General features: G+C 70.4%; 11 protein-coding genes and 1 pseudogene. 9 read left to right on the top strand and 3 right to left on the bottom strand.

Annotation, left to right across the window (positions count from 1 at the left end; genetic code table 11):
* Positions 1–8 precede the first annotated feature (8 nt).
* Positions 9–1,043: a LacI family DNA-binding transcriptional regulator gene (locus C3488_RS27635; protein WP_103843642.1), complete on the bottom strand. Its 1,035-nt coding sequence runs from the start codon at positions 1,041–1,043 to the stop codon at positions 9–11.
* A 425-nt stretch (positions 1,044–1,468) separates the two neighbouring features.
* On the opposite strand from C3488_RS27635, the gene C3488_RS27630 reads away from it, so the two are divergent.
* The 9 genes and pseudogenes from C3488_RS27630 to C3488_RS27590 all read left to right on the top strand — a co-directional run bounded on the left by C3488_RS27630 (position 1,469) and on the right by C3488_RS27590 (position 16,454).
* Positions 1,469–2,743: an extracellular solute-binding protein gene (locus tag C3488_RS27630; protein ID WP_103843641.1), complete on the top strand. Its 1,275-nt coding sequence runs from the start codon at positions 1,469–1,471 to the stop codon at positions 2,741–2,743.
* A 132-nt stretch (positions 2,744–2,875) separates the two neighbouring features.
* Positions 2,876–3,880, top strand: coding sequence for a carbohydrate ABC transporter permease (locus C3488_RS27625; RefSeq protein WP_103843640.1), 1,005 nt, complete (start codon positions 2,876–2,878; stop codon positions 3,878–3,880).
* 19 nt (positions 3,881–3,899) lie between these two features.
* The gene (locus tag C3488_RS27620) at positions 3,900–4,805 is read left to right on the top strand and encodes a sugar ABC transporter permease (protein WP_103843639.1); all 906 of its coding nucleotides are present in this window, start codon (positions 3,900–3,902) and stop codon (positions 4,803–4,805) included.
* A 177-nt stretch (positions 4,806–4,982) separates the two neighbouring features.
* A complete protein-coding gene (locus tag C3488_RS27615; RefSeq protein WP_103843638.1) occupies positions 4,983–6,698 on the top strand; it encodes a glycoside hydrolase family 13 protein in 1,716 nt (571 codons plus the stop codon).
* Between the two features lie 185 nt (positions 6,699–6,883).
* Positions 6,884–7,074 (top strand): annotated as a pseudogene (locus C3488_RS27610) (maleylpyruvate isomerase); the annotation flags it as partial.
* A gap of 305 nt (positions 7,075–7,379) precedes the next feature.
* A complete protein-coding gene (locus C3488_RS27605) occupies positions 7,380–8,762 on the top strand; it encodes an alpha-amylase family protein (RefSeq protein WP_103843637.1) in 1,383 nt (460 codons plus the stop codon).
* 201 nt (positions 8,763–8,963) lie between these two features.
* The gene (pulA, locus tag C3488_RS27600; RefSeq protein ID WP_103843636.1) at positions 8,964–14,372 is read left to right on the top strand and encodes a pullulanase-type alpha-1,6-glucosidase; all 5,409 of its coding nucleotides are present in this window, start codon (positions 8,964–8,966) and stop codon (positions 14,370–14,372) included.
* 77 nt (positions 14,373–14,449) lie between these two features.
* Positions 14,450–16,063 (top strand): fused response regulator/phosphatase, encoded by a 1,614-nt coding sequence (locus tag C3488_RS27595; RefSeq protein ID WP_103843635.1) that lies wholly within the window; start codon positions 14,450–14,452, stop codon positions 16,061–16,063.
* A gap of 34 nt (positions 16,064–16,097) precedes the next feature.
* Positions 16,098–16,454, top strand: a complete 357-nt coding sequence (locus C3488_RS27590) for a 5-carboxymethyl-2-hydroxymuconate Delta-isomerase (protein WP_103843634.1) — start codon at positions 16,098–16,100, stop codon at positions 16,452–16,454.
* A gap of 8 nt (positions 16,455–16,462) precedes the next feature.
* Here the strand turns inward: C3488_RS27590 and C3488_RS27585 are convergent, their stop codons facing one another.
* Together C3488_RS27585 and C3488_RS27580 are read right to left on the bottom strand one after the other, a co-directional pair.
* Positions 16,463–17,179, bottom strand: a complete 717-nt coding sequence (locus C3488_RS27585) for a TetR/AcrR family transcriptional regulator (RefSeq protein ID WP_103843633.1) — start codon at positions 17,177–17,179, stop codon at positions 16,463–16,465.
* 115 nt (positions 17,180–17,294) lie between these two features.
* The coding region (locus C3488_RS27580; protein WP_103843632.1) for a hypothetical protein at positions 17,295–18,780 on the bottom strand (1,486 nt) is incomplete at its 5' end.

Below are 18,780 nucleotides of genomic sequence, written 5' to 3'. Positions count from 1 at the left end.
ACTACTGCCTAGGGACGACTCCGGTCCCCAGGCGCCGAAGCCGTCGACCCGCGCACCACCAGTTCCGGCATGAACACGAATTCACTATGGGGCGCGGGCGTCCCACCGATCTCCTCCAGCAACGTGCGCACCGCCGCCTGCCCCATCGCCGGGACCGGCTTGCGGATCGTCGTCAGCGGCGGGTCCGTGAACGCGATCAGCGGCGAGTCGTCGAAGCCCACCACCGAGATGTCCGTGGGGACTTCCAGCCCCCGCTGCCGCGCCGCCCGTATCGCCCCGAGCGCCATCATGTCGCTCGCGCACACCACCGCCGTGCAGTCCCGGTCGATCAGCGCGGACGCCGCCGCCTGACCACCCTCCAGGGTGTACAGCGAGTGCTGGATCAGCCGGGACTCGATGTCCTCCACGGTCAGCCCGAGCTGCTCCTGCATGGTGCGCACGAAGCCCTCGATCTTGCGCTGCACCGGCACGAACCGCTTGGGTCCGAGCGCGAGGCCGATCCGCGTGTGCCCGAGGGACACCAGGTGCGTCACCGCGAGGGCCATCGCGGCCCGGTCGTCGGGGGAGATGAACGGCGCCTGCACCTTCGGCGAGAAGCCGTCCACCAGCACGTACGGCACGCCCTGGGCGCGCAGCCGTTCGTAGCGCTGCATGTCGGCGGTGGTGTCCGCGTGCAGCCCGGAGACGTAGATGATCCCGGCGACCCCGCGGTCCACGAGCATCTCCGTCAGTTCGTCCTCGGTGGAGCCGCCCGGCGTCTGCGTCGCCAGCACCGGTGTGTACCCCTGCCGGGTCAGGGCCTGGCCGATGACCTGGGCCAGGGCCGGGAATATCGGGTTCTCCAGCTCCGGGGTGATCAGGCCCACCAGCCCCTCGCTGCGCTGCCGCAGCCGGACCGGGCGCTCGTAGCCGAGCACGTCGAGAGCGGCCAGCACGGACTGGCGGGTGGTCGCCGCGACGCCCGGCTTTCCGTTCAGGACACGGCTCACGGTCGCCTCGCTGACCCCCGCCTGCGCCGCGATGTCGGCAAGCCGTGTGGTCACGGCACTGGACTGTACCGGCCGCGTCTCCGCTTGCCCACCGATGGGACGCCGGGCCCGGGCGGTTGAACGCCCGGCTGCGGGTTGCTGCGTCATCGCGCTCCCTCGTGTTCTGTTTCGGCGTCCTTCCGCAACGGGATGATTCCCGCGCCGGTGACGTGTGGCAAGAGCTTGCAGAGTCTTGCACAAGTGTCCGTGGTCCCGCAGAGCGCCCGCAAATACAGGTCTACGGGCCCTCACGGCGAGGTCACGGCGCGGTAACCATTGTCGTTTCTTTCATTTTTTTGCTGCAAGCTCTTTCGCGGCGATTGCATCGCTGTTACGTTCACCGTCGCCCGGCGGCCGCAAGGATGCAGTCGGCAGTCGGCAGGGGCGGCAGACGGGGCCGCCACCTGTAGCACTCGGGCTTTCACCCTCAAGGAGAACTCATGCGGCGTGGCATAGCGGCCACCGCGCTGGTGGCGTCCGTCGCCCTCGCGGCGACGGCCTGCGGCGGAAGTGACGGCGGCAGCGGCAAGTCCGACGGTCCGGTCACCATCACCTGGTGGGACACCTCCAACGCCACCAATGAGGCGCCGACGTACCAGGCGCTGGTCAAGGACTTCGAGAAGGCCAACCCGACCATCAAGGTCAAGTACGTCAACGTCCCCTTCGACCAGGCGCAGAACAAGTTCGACACCGCCGCAGGCTCCAAGGGCGCCCCCGATGTGCTGCGCTCCGAGGTCGGCTGGACCCCCGCCTTCGCCAAGAAGGGCTACTTCCTGCCGCTGGACGGCACCGCGGCCCTCGCCGACCAGAGCAAGTTCCAGCCCAGCCTGATCAAGCAGGCCCAGTACGACGGCAAGACCTACGGCGTGCCGCTGGTCACCGACACCCTCGCCCTGGTCTACAACAAGGCCCTGTTCAAGAAGGCCGGCATCACCGAGGCCCCCAAGACCTGGGACGAGCTGAAGTCCGTCGCCGCGAAGATCAAGGACAAGACCGGCATCGACGGCTACTGGGGTTCCACCCAGGCCTACTACGCGCAGACCTTCCTCTACGGCGAGGGCACCGACACCGTCGACGCCGCCGCCAAGAAGATCACCGTGAACTCGGCCGCCGCGAAGAAGGCGTACGGCACCTGGCTGAGCACGTTCTCCGGCAAGGGCCTGCACAAGGCCGACACCACCGCCGACGCCTACGCCCACATCCAGGACGCGTTCGTCAACGGCAAGGTCGCCGCGATCATCCAGGGCCCGTGGGAGATCACGAACTTCTACAAGGGCTCCGCCTTCAGCGACAAGTCCAACCTCGGCATCGCCACCGTCCCGGCCGGCTCCACCGGCAAGGCGGGCGCCCCGACCGGCGGCCACAACCTCTCCGTGTACGCCGGCTCCGACAAGGCCCACCAGGAAGCGGCACTGAAGTTCGTGGGCTTCATGACCTCGGCGAAGTCCCAGGAGACCATCGCCCTGAAGAACTCCACGCTGCCCACGCGGGACGACGCCTACAGCGCCCAGGTCAAGGCAGACCCCGGCATCGCCGGCTACCAGTCGGTCCTGCCCGCCGCCCAGCCGCGCCCGGCGCTGCCGGAGTACAGCTCGCTGTGGGGCCCGCTCGACACCGAGCTGCCCAAGATCGCGGGCGGTAAGGAATCGCTGGACAAGGGCCTGAGCAACGCGGAACTCGCGATCGCCAAGCTGGTCCCCGACTTCAGCAAGTGAGCCCGCGTGGCCGCCGGATCCTCCCCGCTCTCGGCTTCGCCCGAGCGGGGGGACCCCACCTTGGGGGGAAGGATCCGGCGGCCGGCGCCCTGTGCCCGGCCCAACTCCTGATCGTTTTGAAGGTGTCGAACCATGACAGTCGCCATCGACCGCGCGACCGGCAAGCGCCGCGGTGACCGCGGGCCTCGGCCCGGGCTGGGGCAGCGCATCAAGAACGGCTACCAGAAATACTGGTACGCCTACGCGATGATCGCCCCGGTGGTCGTCGTACTCGCCGTCATCGTGGGTTATCCGCTGGTCCGCGGCTTGTACCTGACCCTCACCGACGCCAACAGCCTCAACTCGGCGCGCACGATCGGTGTCAACCACATCGAGGCGACATACAAGTTCATCGGGCTCGACAACTACAAGGACATCCTGTTCGGCCCGCTGTCGTACGACCGTTTCTGGTCACACTTCCTGTGGACCGTCGTCTGGACGGTCGCCTGTGTGACCCTGCACTACACCTTCGGCCTGGGCCTCGCGCTCATGCTCAACGAGAAGCTGCGGGGACGCACCTTCTACCGGGTGCTGCTGGTTCTGCCCTGGGCCGTGCCGACCTTCGTCACCGTCTTCTCATGGCGGATCATGCTTTCCGACTCCGGCGCGATCAACCAGGTCCTGCACTCCCTGCACCTGCCCCAGCCGCAGTGGCTGGAGGACGCCTTCTGGCAGCGCTTCGCCGCGATCATGGTGAACACCTGGTGCGGTGTGCCGTTCCAGATGCTCTCGTTGCTCAGCGGCCTGCAGTCCATCGACTCCTCGCTCTACGAGGCGGCCGAGATGGACGGCGCGAGCGCCTGGCAGCGCTTCCGGCACGTCACCCTGCCGGGGCTGAGGTCCGTCAGCTCCACCGTCGTGCTCCTCGGCATCATCTGGACCTTCAACCAGTTCGCCATCATCTTCCTGCTGTTCGGCCCGACCAGCGCCCCCGACGCCCAGATCCTGGTCACCTGGGCCTACTTCCTGGGCTTCGGACAGCAGCCGCGCGACTTCGCCCAGTCCGCCGCGTACGGCGTACTGCTGCTGTCGATCGTCACCGTCTTCACCTCCTTCTACTTCCGCTGGCTGAAGCGCAATGACCAGCTCGCCTTCTGACGCCGCAGGAGCCGCCGCCATGAGCACCACGACCCTTGAGAAGACGGCGGCCGCACCGGCCCCCGCGGACCAGCCCTCGCGCCGGACCCGCCGGCGCGGCGAGCGCGGCCCGGTCGGCACCGCCCTGCTGCACGGCGGGCTCGCGGTCGCGAGCCTGATCGCGCTCGCCCCGGTGGCCTGGCTGATCTTCCTGTCCCTCGGCCCGGAGAAGGACGACTATCTGCACCCGGGCAAGATCCTGGGCAAGCTCACCTTCTCGAACTACAGCTTCGTGCTCCAGCACACCGGCTTCTTCGACTGGTTCAAGTCGACGATGATCGTGGCCGGCGGCACCACCCTGATCGGTGTCTTCGTCGCCGCCACCACCGGCTACGCGGTCTCGAGGATGCGCTTTCCCGGCTACAAGCAGCTGATGTGGGTCCTGCTGCTGACCCAGGCCTTCCCGATGGCCATCCTGATCGTGCCGATGTATGAGATCTTCAGCCAGCTGGATCTCATCGACACGTACTGGGCGCTGATCGTCATCAACTGCACCACGGCCGTGCCGTACAGCGCCTGGCTGCTCAAGGGGTACTTCGACACGATCCCCTTCGAGATAGACGAGGCCGGACGCGTCGACGGGCTCAGCCCGTTCGGCACCTTCTTCCGCCTGATCCTGCCGCTGGCCCGCCCGGGGCTGGCCGTCGCGGCGTTCTACAACTTCATCACGGCCGTGGGCGAGGTCGCCTTCGCGACCACCTTCATGCTCGACGACTCGAAGTACACGTTCGCCGTCGGCCTCCAGACCTTCGTCAGCGAGCACGACGCGCAGTGGAACTACATGGCCGCCACCGCAGTGTTGATCGCGATACCCGTGTCCGTGTTCTTCTACCTTGTCCAGAAAAACCTGGTGACCGGCCTCACCGCGGGCGGGACCAAAGGCTGATCCGCCCCGCAGGGCTCCCGCGCGCCTGCCCGCGCGGGTGGCGGCCGCGGTGCCCTCCCCCAAGCTCTTCGAGCAGGGGGTGCCCCCAGACCCCGCCGGCACCGCGGCCGCCTCGTCAGCCTGCCCGCCGTACCCATGCCCATGACCCGAAGCACTCCGTTACGTACCAAGGACGCCATGAGCCAGCACTCCGCCGACCCGGCCCCGAGCACCGCCGTCGCCACCGTCGCCAAGCGCCGCGACTGGTGGCGGGACGCGGTGATCTACCAGGTCTATCCGCGCAGCTTCGCCGACAGCAACGGCGACGGCATGGGTGACCTGGAGGGCGTACGCTCCCGACTCCCGTATCTGCGCGACCTCGGCGTGGACGCCGTGTGGCTCAGCCCCTTCTACGCCTCGCCGCAGGCCGACGCCGGCTACGACGTAGCGGACTACCGTGCCGTCGACCCCATGTTCGGCAACCTGCTGGACGCGGACGCGCTGATCCGCGACGCCCACGAACTGGGCCTGCGCATCATCGTCGACCTGGTCCCCAACCACTCCTCCGACCAGCACGAGTGGTTCAAGCGGGCGGTCGCCGAAGGCCCCGGCTCGCCGCTGCGCGACCGCTACCACTTCCGCCCCGGCAAGGGGGAGAACGGCGAACTGCCGCCCAACGACTGGGAGTCCATCTTCGGCGGCCCGGCCTGGACCAGGGTCCCGGACGGCGAGTGGTACCTGCACCTGTTCGCGCCCGAACAGCCCGACTTCAACTGGAACCACCCGGCCGTCGGCGACGAGTTCCGCTCGATCCTCCGCTTCTGGCTGGACATGGGCGTCGACGGCTTCCGCATCGACGTCGCCCACGGCCTGGTCAAGGCCGACGGCCTGCCCGACCTGGGCGCCCACGACCAGCTCAAGCTGCTGGGCAACGATGTCATGCCGTTCTTCGACCAGGACGGCGTGCACGAGATCTACCGCGAGTGGCGCACCATCCTCGACGAGTACACGAAAAAGAAGGGGCCCGAAGGGCCTTCGTCAGAAGGGCGGTGGTGGGAGACGGGCGGGCGGATCTTCGTGGCCGAGGCGTGGACCCCGACCATCGAGCGCACCGCGAACTACGTCCGCCCGGACGAACTGCACCAGGCGTTCAACTTCCAGTACCTGAGCACCCACTGGGACGCGTCCGAACTGCGCGCCGTCATCGACCGCACCCTCGACGCGATGCGCCCGGTCGGCGCCCCCGCCACCTGGGTCCTGTCCAACCACGACGTGACCCGGCACGCCACCCGCTTCGCCCACGACGCGGCCCTCGGCACCCAGATCCGCGAGGCCGGCGACCGCGAACTGGGGCTCAGGCGGGCGAGGGCGGCGACCCTGCTGATGCTGGCGCTGCCGGGGTCGGCGTACGTCTACCAGGGCGAGGAGCTGGGCCTGCCGGACGTCGTGGACCTCCCCGACGAGGTCCGCCAGGACCCCGCCTACTTCCGGGGCGCCGGCCAGGACGGCTTCCGTGACGGCTGCCGGGTCCCGATCCCGTGGACGCGTACGGGTTCGTCGTACGGCTTCGGCAGCGGCGGCAGCTGGCTCCCGCAGCCGGAGAACTGGGGCGAGTTGAGCGTGGAGGCCCAGCAGGGCGTTCCCGGTTCCACCCTGGAGCTGTACCGCACGGCGCTCGCGGCCCGCCGCGCCCACGCCGACCTGGGGGCGGGCGACGCGGTGGAGTGGCTGAAGGCCCCGGAGGGCGTCCTCGCCTTCCGCCGGGGCGACTTCGTCTGCGTGGCGAACTCCACGGGCGAGGCGGTGACGATCCCCGCGTACGGGCGCGTCCTGGTCGCCAGCACGGAGGTGACGATCGCGGACGCGGAGGCGAAGCTGCCGTCGGACACGACGGTGTGGTGGACCACGTCCTGACCGTGCACCGCATCCGTCGCGGGGCCCGCCGTCACTGCTGACGGCGGGCCCTACGGTTTGCGGGCCAGGAGACCGGCGAGACCGCCCTCTTCATGCCCGCGGTGGGCTCCCGCACGAGACGCACGGTCACTTCGACGACGGCGGCTCCGCCGCAGGCCGCGCCGCCGAACTCGCCGATCCTGTGGGCCGCGGAGCCGCCTGCCGAGACCCTGGCGGCGGCACGCGTGATGCTGGAGAAGATCGCCGCAACCCTGCTTCCCGCCTCGCTCTCCGACAGGACGCGCTGCTGACCGCCACCGGACGGCGTGCGCCGACCGACGCGGAGAAGACCGCGCTGGGCGGCTTCGCCGCCAAGCTCCCGCTCGTCGTCGGCTGAGCGGATCGTGCTCGCCGACCGGTCGTCAGCTCTTTCGCCCGTTTCAAGGACCCCGGTCGTCCGCCGTGGACGGTGGGCCCCGGTGTCTGCCCCGGGCGTTCGCGCAGGTCCAACAGGGTGCGATCCGGTGGCATTTCGTGTATGTGACAGGAACATGCCCGCAGGGTTGACCGTCGAGAGCCGGGCTCGTACGGTCTGCTGCACTGCAAGTGGTTGAAAACTTGCAGCAATTCCCTTCAGGAGGTCTCAGTGCCCTCCTGAGGGCACTCCCCTCAGCAGATCCTTCAACGGAGAAGGACCCCCACATGCCCAGCAGAACGCTCTCCGGCGCCCTCGCCCTCGCGGCGGCCGCGTCGGTCGCACTCGCGGTCCCCGCCGGGACCGCCCACGCCTCACCGCCCGGCACGAAGGACGTCACCGCCGTCCTCTTCGAGTGGAACTTCGCCTCGGTCGCCAAGGAGTGCACCAACACCCTCGGCCCCGCCGGCTACGGCTACGTGCAGGTATCCCCGCCCGCCGAGCATATACAGGGCTCGCAGTGGTGGACGTCGTACCAGCCGGTCAGCTACCGGATCGCGGGCCGTCTCGGCGACCGCACGGCCTTTCAGAACATGGTCAGCACCTGCCACGCGGCGGGTGTGAAGGTCGTCGTCGACACCGTCGTGAACCACATGTCGGCCGGCAGCGGCACCGGCACGGGCGGCTCCTCCTACACGAAGTACGACTATCCCGGTCTGTACTCGAACGCCGACTTCGACGACTGCACCGCCCAGGTCACCAACTACCAGGACCGCTGGAACGTCCAGCACTGCGAACTCGTGGGCCTGGCGGATCTGGACACCGGCGAGGAGCACGTCCGCAGCACGATCGCCGGATACATGAACGACCTGCTCGGCCTGGGCGTCGACGGCTTCCGCATCGACGCCGCCAAGCACATCCCGGCGGACGACCTGGCCAACATCAAGTCGCGGCTGACCAACCCCTCCGCGTACTGGAAGCAGGAGGTCATCTACGGCGCCGGCGAGGCGGTCCAGCCCGGCGAGTACACCGGCAACGGCGACGTCCAGGAGTTCCGCTACGCCTACGACCTCAAGCGGGTCTTCAACAGCGAGAAGCTCGCGTACCTGAGCAACTTCGGCGAGCCCTGGGGCTACCTGGGCAGCTCGGTCGCCGGGGTCTTCGTGGACAACCACGACACCGAGCGCAACGGCTCGACCCTCAACTACAAGGACGGCGTCAACTACACGCTGGCGAACGTCTTCATGCTCGCCTGGCCGTACGGCGCGCCCGACATCGACTCCGGGTACGAGTGGTCCGACTCGGACGCCGGGCCGCCGAACGGGGGACAGGTCAACGCCTGCTGGCAGGACGGCTGGAAGTGCCAGCACGCGTGGCCGGAGATCAAGTCGATGGTCGCCTTCCGCAACGCCACGCGCGGTCAGGCGGTCACCAAGTGGTGGGACGACGGCAACAACCTCATCGCCTTCGGCCGTGGAAGCAAGGGCTATGTGGTGATCAACCACGAGAGCACGACGGCCGACCGCTGGTTCGAGACGTCGCTGCCGGCCGGCACGTACTGCGACGTCCAGGGCAGGAGGACCGTGACCGTGAACAGCAGCGGCTGGTTCCAGGCGTCGGTGGCCCCGAACACGGCGCTCGCCATCTACGCGGGCAAGTCCGGCTGCTGAACGCGCACGTCCCGAGGGGCCCGCTGCCCGCCGTACGCGTGGCGGCGGGCCCCTGTCGATGCAATTCCTTTCCATTGCTTTCAAGTCTCTTGCTGTAAGGCTTGCGTGAGCGATACGGTCACGCGGGCGCCCGGCGACGAAGCCGTCCCGCGGCGTAGGCGTCGGACCCACCTGAGCCGTATTCGCAAGGAGTTCACACCTGTGATACCGAGATGGCCGGCGCCCTCCACGCGCCGCACCCCGTACCGGAGAAGGGTCGCGGCCACCGTCGTCGCCGCGCTCGCCGCCGCCCTCCTCCCGCCCCTCGCCGCTCACGCCGCCATCCCGCCGGCGCCTCCGTCCGACGCGACGCTCGCCGCGCAGCCCGCGCGGCACGGTGACACCCGCGAGCAGTTCTACTTCGTCATGCCGGACCGTTTCGCCGACGGGGACCCCTCCAACGACCGCGGCGGGCTCACCGGCTCACGTCTGGCCACCGGCTACGACCCCACCGACAAGGGCTTCTACCAGGGCGGCGACCTCAAGGGCCTGACCGATCGGCTCGACTACATCAAGGGGCTCGGCACCACCGCCATCTGGATGGCGCCGATCTTCAAGAACCAGCCGGTGCAGGGGACGGGGGCGAACGCCTCTGCCGGGTACCACGGGTACTGGATCACCGACTTCACCCAGGTCGACCCGCACTTCGGCACCAACAAGGACCTGAAGGCGCTCATCTCCAAGGCGCACGCCAAGGGCATGAAGGTCTTCTTCGACGTCATCACCAACCACACGGCCGACGTCGTCGACTACGAAGAGAAGTCCTACGACTACCTGTCCAAGGGCGCCTTCCCGTACCTGACCAAGGACGGCCGGCCCTTCGACGACGCCGACTACGCCGACGGCACGAGGCGCTTCCCGGCCGTGGACGCCGGCTCCTTCCCGCGCACTCCCGTCGTCCCCACCGCCAAGCGGAACCTCAAGGTTCCCTCCTGGCTCAACGACCCCACCATGTACCACAACCGCGGCGACTCCACCTTCGCCGGCGAGAGTGCCACATACGGCGACTTCTCCGGCCTCGACGACCTGTGGACCGAGCGTCCCGAGGTCGTCAAGGGCATGGAGAAGATCTACGAGCGCTGGGTGCGGGACTTCGGCGTCGACGGCTTCCGGATCGACACCGTGAAGCACGTGAACATGGAGTTCTGGACGCAGTGGGCGACCGCGCTCGACAAGTACGCGGCCCGGCACGGCCGCAGGAACTTCTTCATGTTCGGCGAGGTCTACTCCGCCGACACCTCCATCACCTCGCCGTACGTCACCCAGGGCCGCCTCGACGCCACCCTCGACTTCCCCTTCCAGGACGCGGCCCGCGCCTACGCCTCCCAGGGCGGCAGCGCACAGAAGCTCGCGGGCGTCTTCGCGGACGACTACAAGTACACGACCGACAGGGCCAACGCCTACGAGCAGGTCACCTTCCTCGGCAACCACGACATGGGACGCATCGGGTACTTCCTGAAGCAGGACAACCCGAAGGCCACCGACGCCGAGCTGCTCGCCAAGGACGAGTTCGCCAACGAGGTGATGTTCCTCAGCCGCGGCAACCCGGTCGTCTACTACGGCGACGAGCAGGGCTTCACCGGCTCCGGCGGCGACAAGGACGCCCGCCAGACCATGTTCGCCTCCAAGGTCCCGGACTACCTGGACGACGACGAGATCGGCACCGACCGTACGCACGCCAGTGACTCGTACGACACCAGTGCGCCGCTCTACAAGGAGATCGCCGCTCTCTCCAAGCTGCGCAGGAACAACCCCGCACTCGTCGACGGCGTCCAGACCCAGCGCTACGCCGCCGACGGCCCCGGTGTCTACGCCTTCTCCCGTACGGGTACGGACGGCACCGAGTACGTCGTCGCCTTCAACAACGCGGACGGCGCCAGGACGGCCGCCTTCGCCACCGGGTCGGCGGGCATGACCTTCCGCGGCATCCACGGCACCGACGCCACCCTCACGAGCGACGCCGACAAGAACGTCACCGTCACCGTCCCGGCCCGCTCGGCGGTCGTCCTCAAGGCCGCCCGCCCGCTCGGCGCCCCCGCCGCCGAGCCGGCGCTCACGCTCAAGGCGCCCGACGCGGGCGCCACCGGCACGGTGGAGGTCTCCGCCGACGTCACCGGCGGGCAGCTCGACCGCGTCGTCTTCGCGGCCCAGGTCGGCGACGGCGCCTGGAAGGTCCTGGGCTCCGCCGACCACGCCCCGTACAAGGTCACCCAGACGATCGGCAAGGGCGTGCCGGCCGGGACCGCCCTGCGCTACAAGGCGGTCGTCGTCGACTCGGCCGGCCGTACCGCGAGCGCCACGGCCGGCAGCACCACCGGCACCCCGCCCGCCCCGCAGATCCCCACCGCCTCCTCCCGCGACTACGCGATCGTCCACTACAAGCGCCCCGACGGCGACTACGCGAACTGGGGCCTGTACGCCTGGGGTGACATCGCCGACGGAGAGGCGACGACCTGGCCGAACAGCCATCCCTTCGTCGGCCGTGACGCGTACGGCGCCTTCGCCTACGTCAAGCTCAAGCCGGGCGCCTCGAGTGTCGGTTTCCTCGTCATCGACAAGGACGGGAACAAGGACGTCTCCGCCGACCGCAGCATCGACGTCACCAAGACCGGGGAGGTGTGGGTCGAGCAGGGCAAGGAGGCGGTGCTCACGCAGAGGCCCGGGTACCCGGCGCAGGACGCCACCAGGGCCGTCATCCACTACCACCGCGCCGACGGGGACTACGACGGCTGGGGCCTCCACGTCTGGACCGGCGCCGCGAACCCCACCGACTGGTCCAACCCTCTGAAGCCGGTACGGACCGACGCGTACGGCGCGGTCTTCGAGGTGCCGCTCACCGCCGGTGCCACCAGCCTCAGTTACATCATCCACAAGGGCGACGAGAAGGACCTCGCCGCCGACCAGTCGCTCGACCTCAAGGCGAACGGCTATGAGGTGTGGCTGCTGAACGGCCAGGAGAAGTACCTGCTGCCGCAGCCCGCCGGCAGCGCCGCGGCCATCGACCTGGCCACCTCCAAGGCGGTCTGGATCGACCGGGACACTCTCGCCTGGAACGGTGTCGACGGCGCCGTGTCCACCCAGCTCGTCTACTCCCACGACGGTTCGATCACCGTCAAGGACGGGACGCTGACCAGCGACGACGAGCGCTGGCTGCGCCTGACGAGGACGACGCTGTCCGATGCGCAGAAGGCGAGGTTCCCGCACCTGAAGGACTACACGGCCTGGTCCGTCGACCCGCGCGACCGCGACCGGGTGCGTGAGGCGCTCGGCGGTCAGATCGTCGCCTCGCAGCGGGCCGCGAACGGAGCGGTCCTGGCGGCGACGGGCGTCCAGATCGCCGGAGTCCTCGACGACCTGTACGACGCGACGAAGGCCGGGCTCGGGCCGGTCTTCCACCACGGCCGTCCCACGCTCTCGGTGTGGGCGCCGACGGCCCAGTCGGTGAAGCTGGACCTCGACGGCTCCACCCTCGCCATGAAACGCGACGGCACCACCGGCGTCTGGTCCGTCACCGGCCCGGCGTCCTGGCGGAACAAGCCCTACCGATACGTTGTGAAGGTGTGGGCGCCCAGCGTCCGGAAGGTCGTCACCAACAAGGTCACCGACCCGTACTCCCTGGCCCTCACCGCCGACTCGAAGCGCAGCCTGATCGTCGACCTGGACGACAAGTCGCTGGCCCCGAGCGGCTGGTCGGCTCTGAGGAAGCCGAAGGCCGTGCCGCTCAGGGACGCGCAGATCCAGGAGCTGCACATCCGCGACTTCTCGGTCGCGGACAGCACCGTGCCGGCCGGGGACCGCGGCACCTACCTGGCCTTCACCGACAAAGACAGCGACGGCTCCAGGCACCTGCGGAAGCTGGCCGAGGCAGGTACCTCGTACGTCCACCTGCTGCCCGCCTTCGACTTCGCGACGGTCCCCGAGAGGAAGTCGGAGCAGGCCGGCCCCGGCTGCGACCTCGCTTCCTACGCCCCCGACTCCGACCGGCAGCAGGCGTGTGTCGCCGCCACCGCCGCGAAGGACGCCTACAACTGGGGCTACGACCCGTACCACTTCACGGTCCCGGAGGGCTCCTACGCCACCGACCCGGACGGCACGGCCCGCACGGTCCAGTTCCGCAGGATGGTCGAGGCGCTCAACGAGGACGGCCTCCGGGTCGTGATGGACGTCGTCTACAACCACACCTCGGCGAGCGGTGAGGCCGACACCTCCGTGCTCGACCAGATCGTGCCCGGCTACTACCAGCGGCTCCTCGCCGACGGCTCGGTGGCCGACTCCACCTGCTGCGCGAACACCGCGCCCGAGAACGCGATGATGGGCAAGCTGGTCGTGGACTCGATCGTCACCTGGGCCAAGGAGTACAAGGTCGACGGCTTCCGCTTCGACCTCATGGGCCACCACCCCAAGGCCAACATCCTGGCGGTCCGCAGGGCCCTCGACGCCCTCACCCCCGCCGAGGACGGTGTCGACGGCAAGAAGATCATCCTGTACGGGGAGGGCTGGAACTTCGGCGAGGTCGCCGACGACGCCCGCTTCGTGCAGGCCACGCAGAAGAACATGGCCGGCACCGGCGTCGCGACCTTCTCCGACCGCGCCCGTGACGCCGTGCGCGGCGGCAGCCCCTTCGACTCCGACCCCCGCGTCCAGGGCTTCGCGTCCGGGCTCTACACCGACCCCAACTCCTCGCCGGCGAACGGCACCACGGCCGAGCAGAAGGCCCGCCTCCTGCACGACCAGGACCTCGTCAAGGTCGGCCTGACCGGCGACCTCGCCAAGTACCGCTTCACCGACTCGGCCGGCAAGGAGGTCACCGGGGCCGAGATCGACTACGGCGGCTCACCGGCCGGGTACGCGGACGCGCCCGGCGACGCCCTCGCCTACGTCGACGCGCACGACAACGAGTCGCTGTTCGACGCCCTCACCTACAAGCTGCCGAAGGACACCTCTGCTGCCGACCGGGCCCGGATGCAGGTGCTCGCCATGGCCACGGCCACCCTCTCGCAGGGCCCGTCCCTCTCCCAGGCCGGCAGCGATCTGCTGCGGTCCAAGTCCCTGGACCGCAACTCCTACGACAGCGGCGACTGGTTCAACGCCATCCACTGGGACTGCCGCGACGGCAACGGCTTCGGGCGGGGGCTGCCGATGGCGGCCGACAACCAGGCGAAGTGGCCGTACGCGGGGCCCCTGCTCACCTCGGTGAAGGTGGGGTGCGAACAGATCGACGGAGCCTTCGCCGCCTACCGGGACCTGTTGCGGATCCGGACCACCGAGCCCGTCTTCTCCCTCGCCACCGCCGACCAGGTGCAGTCGCGGCTCTCCTTCCCGCTCTCCGGGAAGGACGAGACGCCCGGCGTGATCACGATGGAGCTGGGTGACCTGGTCGTCGTCTTCAACGCGACACCGAAGACGCAGCAGCAGACGGTCGCCGCCCTCGCCGGCGAGCACTACGCGCTGCACCCGGTGCAGGCGGCGGGCGCGGACCCTACCGTCAAGACGGCCTCCTACGCGGCGGAATCCGGCACGTTCGCCGTTCCGGGTCGTACCGTCGCGGTCTTCACCCGAGGCACGCGCTAGGACACTAGCGTGGTGGGGCGGACCGGAAGCTCCGGCTCCGCCCCCTTTCCTTTCCCGAGCGCCGAGGGGCGGCTCTCATGGACGGCAACGGCGAACACACGGGCTCCACCGTGCTGGTGGTCGACGACGCGCCGGCCGGCCGCCAAGCCCTGGGCAGCGTGCTGGCCGGGGCCGGTCACCACGTCGTGCCCGTGGCCAGCGGCGGCGAGGCGCTGACCGAACTCCACGCACGGGTACGCGACGGCACCCTGCCCGATGTCGCCCTCGTCGAGGTGGGCCTGCCGGACATGAGCGGCTTCGAACTGTGCCGCAGGCTCAAGTCGTCACCGCTCACCGCCGCCCTGCCGGTCGTGCACTTCTCCGCCGCCTCGGCCGGCCCCGGCATCCGCTGCCGGGGCCTGGATTCCGGCGGCGAGGCCTATCTGTCGGTGCCGGCGGCACCCGAGGAGATCCAAGCCGTCGTACGGGCCGCCGTGCGCGGGGCCCGGATGCGCACCGGCGCGGAGGCGCTCGCGCGACGGCTGACGCTGCTGTCGGAGACCATCGTCTCGGTGCAGGCGGCGCGGTGCATGACGGGACTGGTCCGGGCCGCAGCGGAGGGCACCGCCCGGCTCACCGGTTTCCCCGCGGTCGTCTTCGTGCTCGGCGAGGACGGTGAGCTGCACCGGGGCCTGTCCCGCTTGCGCCCGCCCGCCGTGCCCCCCGGCGCCGAGGCGCACGACACCGTGGCCCGGCTGATCCGCGGCCTGGCCACCGGACACACCGGGGCGCGCGGCACCGTGGTGCCGTATCCGCTGTGGCCGGCCGGGCTGCTCGGGCCCGGACACGCCGGAGACGCCCGCGTGGTGGTGGCGCGGACCCGGCAGGGCAAACCGGCCGTGTGCCTCGCCGTGCCCGCGCGCGGCCCGGGCGGCGAGGGCGACCCGCTGGTCACCCGGCTCGCCCAGGCCGTCGCGCTCGCCGCGGACGCCCTGCTCATGTACCAGGTGGAACGCCATGTGGCGCTCACCCTGCAGCATAGCTTCCTGCCCCAGAAGGCGCCCCCGACACGGGGTGTAGAGACGGTCGTCCGCTATGTGCCCGCCTCCCGGCAGACAGAGATCGGGGGCGACTTCTACGCCGCGCTGACCACCGCGGGCGGGGTGCTCACGGCGGTGGGCGACGTGGCCGGGCATTCGCTGGACGCGGCCACCGTCATGGTCGAGATCCGGCACGCGCTGCGCGCCTACTGCCTGGAGGACCCGGACCCGCGAAGCCTGGCCCGGCGGCTGGACCGGCTGCTCCAGCACTACCACGCGGACGTCACCGCGACCGTCTGCCTGGTCCTGGTCGACCCGGGCAGCGGGCGCGCGCGCATCGCCAACGCCGGGCACATTCCACCGCTGGTCGTGCGCGACGACGGCACCGCCGCCTACGCCGCCGCGAAAGGGCCGCTGCTCGGTCTGGGGCTGGACCGGCCGCCGCCCACCGAGACGGTGCTACGGCCCACCGACCGGCTGCTGATGGTCACCGACGGGCTCATCGAGGACCGCGGTACCGACCTGACCGTGTCGATGGAACACCTGCGCACGGCCGCCGCCGACGCCCCACCCGGCGTCGCGTCGCTGTGCGACACGCTGCTCGGCCGCTTCGGGCGGGACCGGCAGGACGACATCGCGCTGCTCGCGCTGCGGCTGACCGGCACCGTCTAGGGTGAGCACGTCCCGCCGTAGAACAGGAGTGCCCATGCCGCAGATCACCGTCGACTACTCCGCACCGCTTCAGGACGCCTTCGACCGGCGTGCGTTCGCGCTGGCGCTCCACGACCGGGTGGTCGACATCGCGGCCGCGCGGATCGAGGCGTGCAAGACGCAGTTCCGCCGCACCGACGACACCACGGTCGGCGCCGACACCGACGGGCACGCCGTCGTGCACGTCACCCTCGGGCTGCTGGCCGGGCGCACGGAGGAGACCAAGGCGAGGCTGACCGAGGCGACGCTGGAGCTGCTGCGGCAGCACATCAAGCCCGCCGGTGACCTCGCACTGCACGCGTCCGCCGAGGTGCGGGACCTGGACGCCTCGTACCGGAGGTTCGAGAGCTGACGCGTCCCTCAGGACACCAGGGTGACCAGCCGGGCGACCAGGTCGCCGAACGGACCGTCGGCCGGCTCGTCACCGAGCATGCGGCGCAGCAGCGCGCCCATCTCGTCGTCGTAGGCTGCGCTCACCGCCGTCAGCGCCGCCAAGTCGCGTACGAGCTGGGCCTCCAGCTCCCGGCGCGGGATCCGCCGGCCGTCGAGCCAGATCAGTGCCGTGGACTCGACGAGCGAGATCCAGGAGCGGATCACCAGCTCGAGGCGGGCGGGCGGGTTCTGCACCTGCAGGTGCGCGAGGATCTGGACATAGGCGGCCTGCCGTACCGCGTCGACGAGCGCGTTGGTACGGGATACGGCATCCCTTGAGCGGACTCCGTCCGCGGGGACGGCCGGGCCGCCGCGCATCAGGGCGGAGAAACCGGGGCCGTGGTCGTCGACGAAGTCGAAGAACCGGCGCATCACACGCAGCAGGCGGGCGCCCAGCGGACCCTCCTGCGGTTCCACGAACCGGGCCGCGAGGTCCTCGGCGGCACGCTTCAACGCGGCCTCGTACAGGCTCAGTTTGCCGGGAAAGTAGTGGTAGACCAGCGGCCGCGAGATGCCCGCGGCCGACGCTATCTCGTCGATGGAGACCTCGTCGGGGGAGCGCTGGCTGAACAGTTCGAGCGCGACGCCGATCAACTGCTGCCGCCGCTCCTCGACTCCCAGTCTGCGGCGTACCCCGGTTGTCATGCGAACACCTTACCGATCGAATCCAGCCGCACAGGGCTCCGAACGGCAGCAGTTGTTCACATCTCAATCACAGGTCCCTCACCGAACCGGCGCAGCGTACGGGCCCTGTGTCGTGTCACCGCAACCCGCCGATCGTCCTTCCGTCCTTCAGCGTCCCCTTCAACCGCGCCTGCGCTCCCTGCTTCGCGCGCACGGTCAGCAGCCGGGCTTCCGCCGACCCGTTCACCCCGCCCGTCGCCCGGATCGACTTGGTGTCCTCGGCCCCGGCGGCCAGCAGGTACCACTCGCCCTTCGCCGACTTCCACAGCACGCCCGCCAGCACATGGGGATCCTTCGCCCCGCACGCGGGTACGTCCTCGGCCTGCGCCGCGACCACCCCCAGGGCCCCGCCCGGCGTGTGGAACTGCGCCTGCACCTGGGCCCCGTCACCCCGCCACGTGTCCGCCCGCGCGCACACCCAGCTCGCCTCCCCGGAGGCGTCCGGCAGCGCCTGCCGCGCGTATTCCCACGCGTTCACCGACTTCACGCCCTGCGACCGCACCACCGCCAGCGAGCAGGCGAAGGGCGCCCAGGCGCGCAGCGCCGCCGCCCCGGATGCCTCCCCCGGCGCGCCCGGCCGGCCCACGGTCAGGTGCGCAGGCACCAGTTCCCCGAGGTCGGTCAGCAGTCGCGTGCCCGAACCGCCGGTCAGCTGCAGCACGTGCCACGACGAGCACGAACCGGACTGCTGCGCCGGACTCGCCAGCGGCGCGGTCACCCCGCCGGTCAGGCCGAGGTTCATCGTCCCCGCCGTCGGCTTGAGCAGGTCCCGCTCGACGGCACCGGTCACCCAGGGGGCCGTCAGATAGCGGACGTTGCCGTCGGCGCGGTCCAGCACCACCGCCTCCGCCTCGGCTCCGCTCGCCCCGTCGACCCGGGCGAAGTCGAGCGCGGCCCCGCGGGAGCCGTCCTTCGGCTCGGCGTAACGCACGATGCGCAGACCGTCGTAGAAGACCACCACGCGCGCGGTGTCGACCTGCCCCGCGTACAGCAGCCGCGGGGGACCGGGCGGAGCACCCGACGGGGTGCCCGGGGTCATCGAGACCCGGACGGAGTCACCGGGCCGCGCCCAGGCGGTGAGCGCGCGCCGCAGGAGTGCCCGGTCGCGGGTGAGGGCGCCGCGCGCGGGCCACACGGAGAAGTCGGTGCGCGCCGAGGTCTTCCAGGCGGTGGGCGGCACCGTCGTCACCCGGGCCGGATCCAGCGCGGCCTGCGCGGCCGGGTTCGGCGCGGCCGAGGGGGCCGCCGCCTCGTCCGCGCCCCAGCCGCCGCCGGGCAGCGCGAGCAGCGCTCCGCACACCGCGACGGCCGCCGCCGCGGCGAGCGCCGCCTTCGCGTGCCGGCGGCGCCGCATGAGGTCGGTGGGCCGGGCCTGAAGGGAGCACGGGTCGAACTCGGGGGAGTCCAGCAGCGCCTCCTGAGCCGGCACTTTCGCGGCCTGCCGGACCGCTACCGCCGGGTTCGTGACCCCCGCCGCGGCGAGCACCTTGCGCACCTCGTCGTCGGGGAGCTTCTCCAGGCCGCGCAGGACGCAGGCGGCGCGCGCCGGGCCGGAGAGCGCC

Source organism: Streptomyces sp. Ru72, from assembly GCF_002920635.1.
GTDB lineage: Bacteria > Actinomycetota > Actinomycetes > Streptomycetales > Streptomycetaceae > Streptomyces.
The sequence above is the reverse complement of the archived record's forward strand: the minus strand, read 5'-3'. Positions and strand labels throughout refer to the sequence as shown.

What these genes read in the sequence shown, in the direction of transcription:
- C3488_RS27630 (WP_103843641.1), top strand. Translation starts at nt 1,469, where the DNA reads ATGCGGCGTGGCATAGCGGCCACCGCGCTGGTGGCGTCCGTCGCCCTC.
- C3488_RS27625 (WP_103843640.1), top strand. Translation starts at nt 2,876, where the DNA reads ATGACAGTCGCCATCGACCGCGCGACCGGCAAGCGCCGCGGTGACCGC.
- C3488_RS27620 (WP_103843639.1), top strand. Translation starts at nt 3,900, where the DNA reads ATGAGCACCACGACCCTTGAGAAGACGGCGGCCGCACCGGCCCCCGCG.
- C3488_RS27615 (WP_103843638.1), top strand. Translation starts at nt 4,983, where the DNA reads ATGAGCCAGCACTCCGCCGACCCGGCCCCGAGCACCGCCGTCGCCACC.
- C3488_RS27605 (WP_103843637.1), top strand. Translation starts at nt 7,380, where the DNA reads ATGCCCAGCAGAACGCTCTCCGGCGCCCTCGCCCTCGCGGCGGCCGCG.
- C3488_RS27595 (WP_103843635.1), top strand. Translation starts at nt 14,450, where the DNA reads ATGGACGGCAACGGCGAACACACGGGCTCCACCGTGCTGGTGGTCGAC.
- C3488_RS27590 (WP_103843634.1), top strand. Translation starts at nt 16,098, where the DNA reads ATGCCGCAGATCACCGTCGACTACTCCGCACCGCTTCAGGACGCCTTC.
- C3488_RS27585 (WP_103843633.1), bottom strand. Translation starts at nt 17,179, where the DNA reads ATGACAACCGGGGTACGCCGCAGACTGGGAGTCGAGGAGCGGCGGCAG.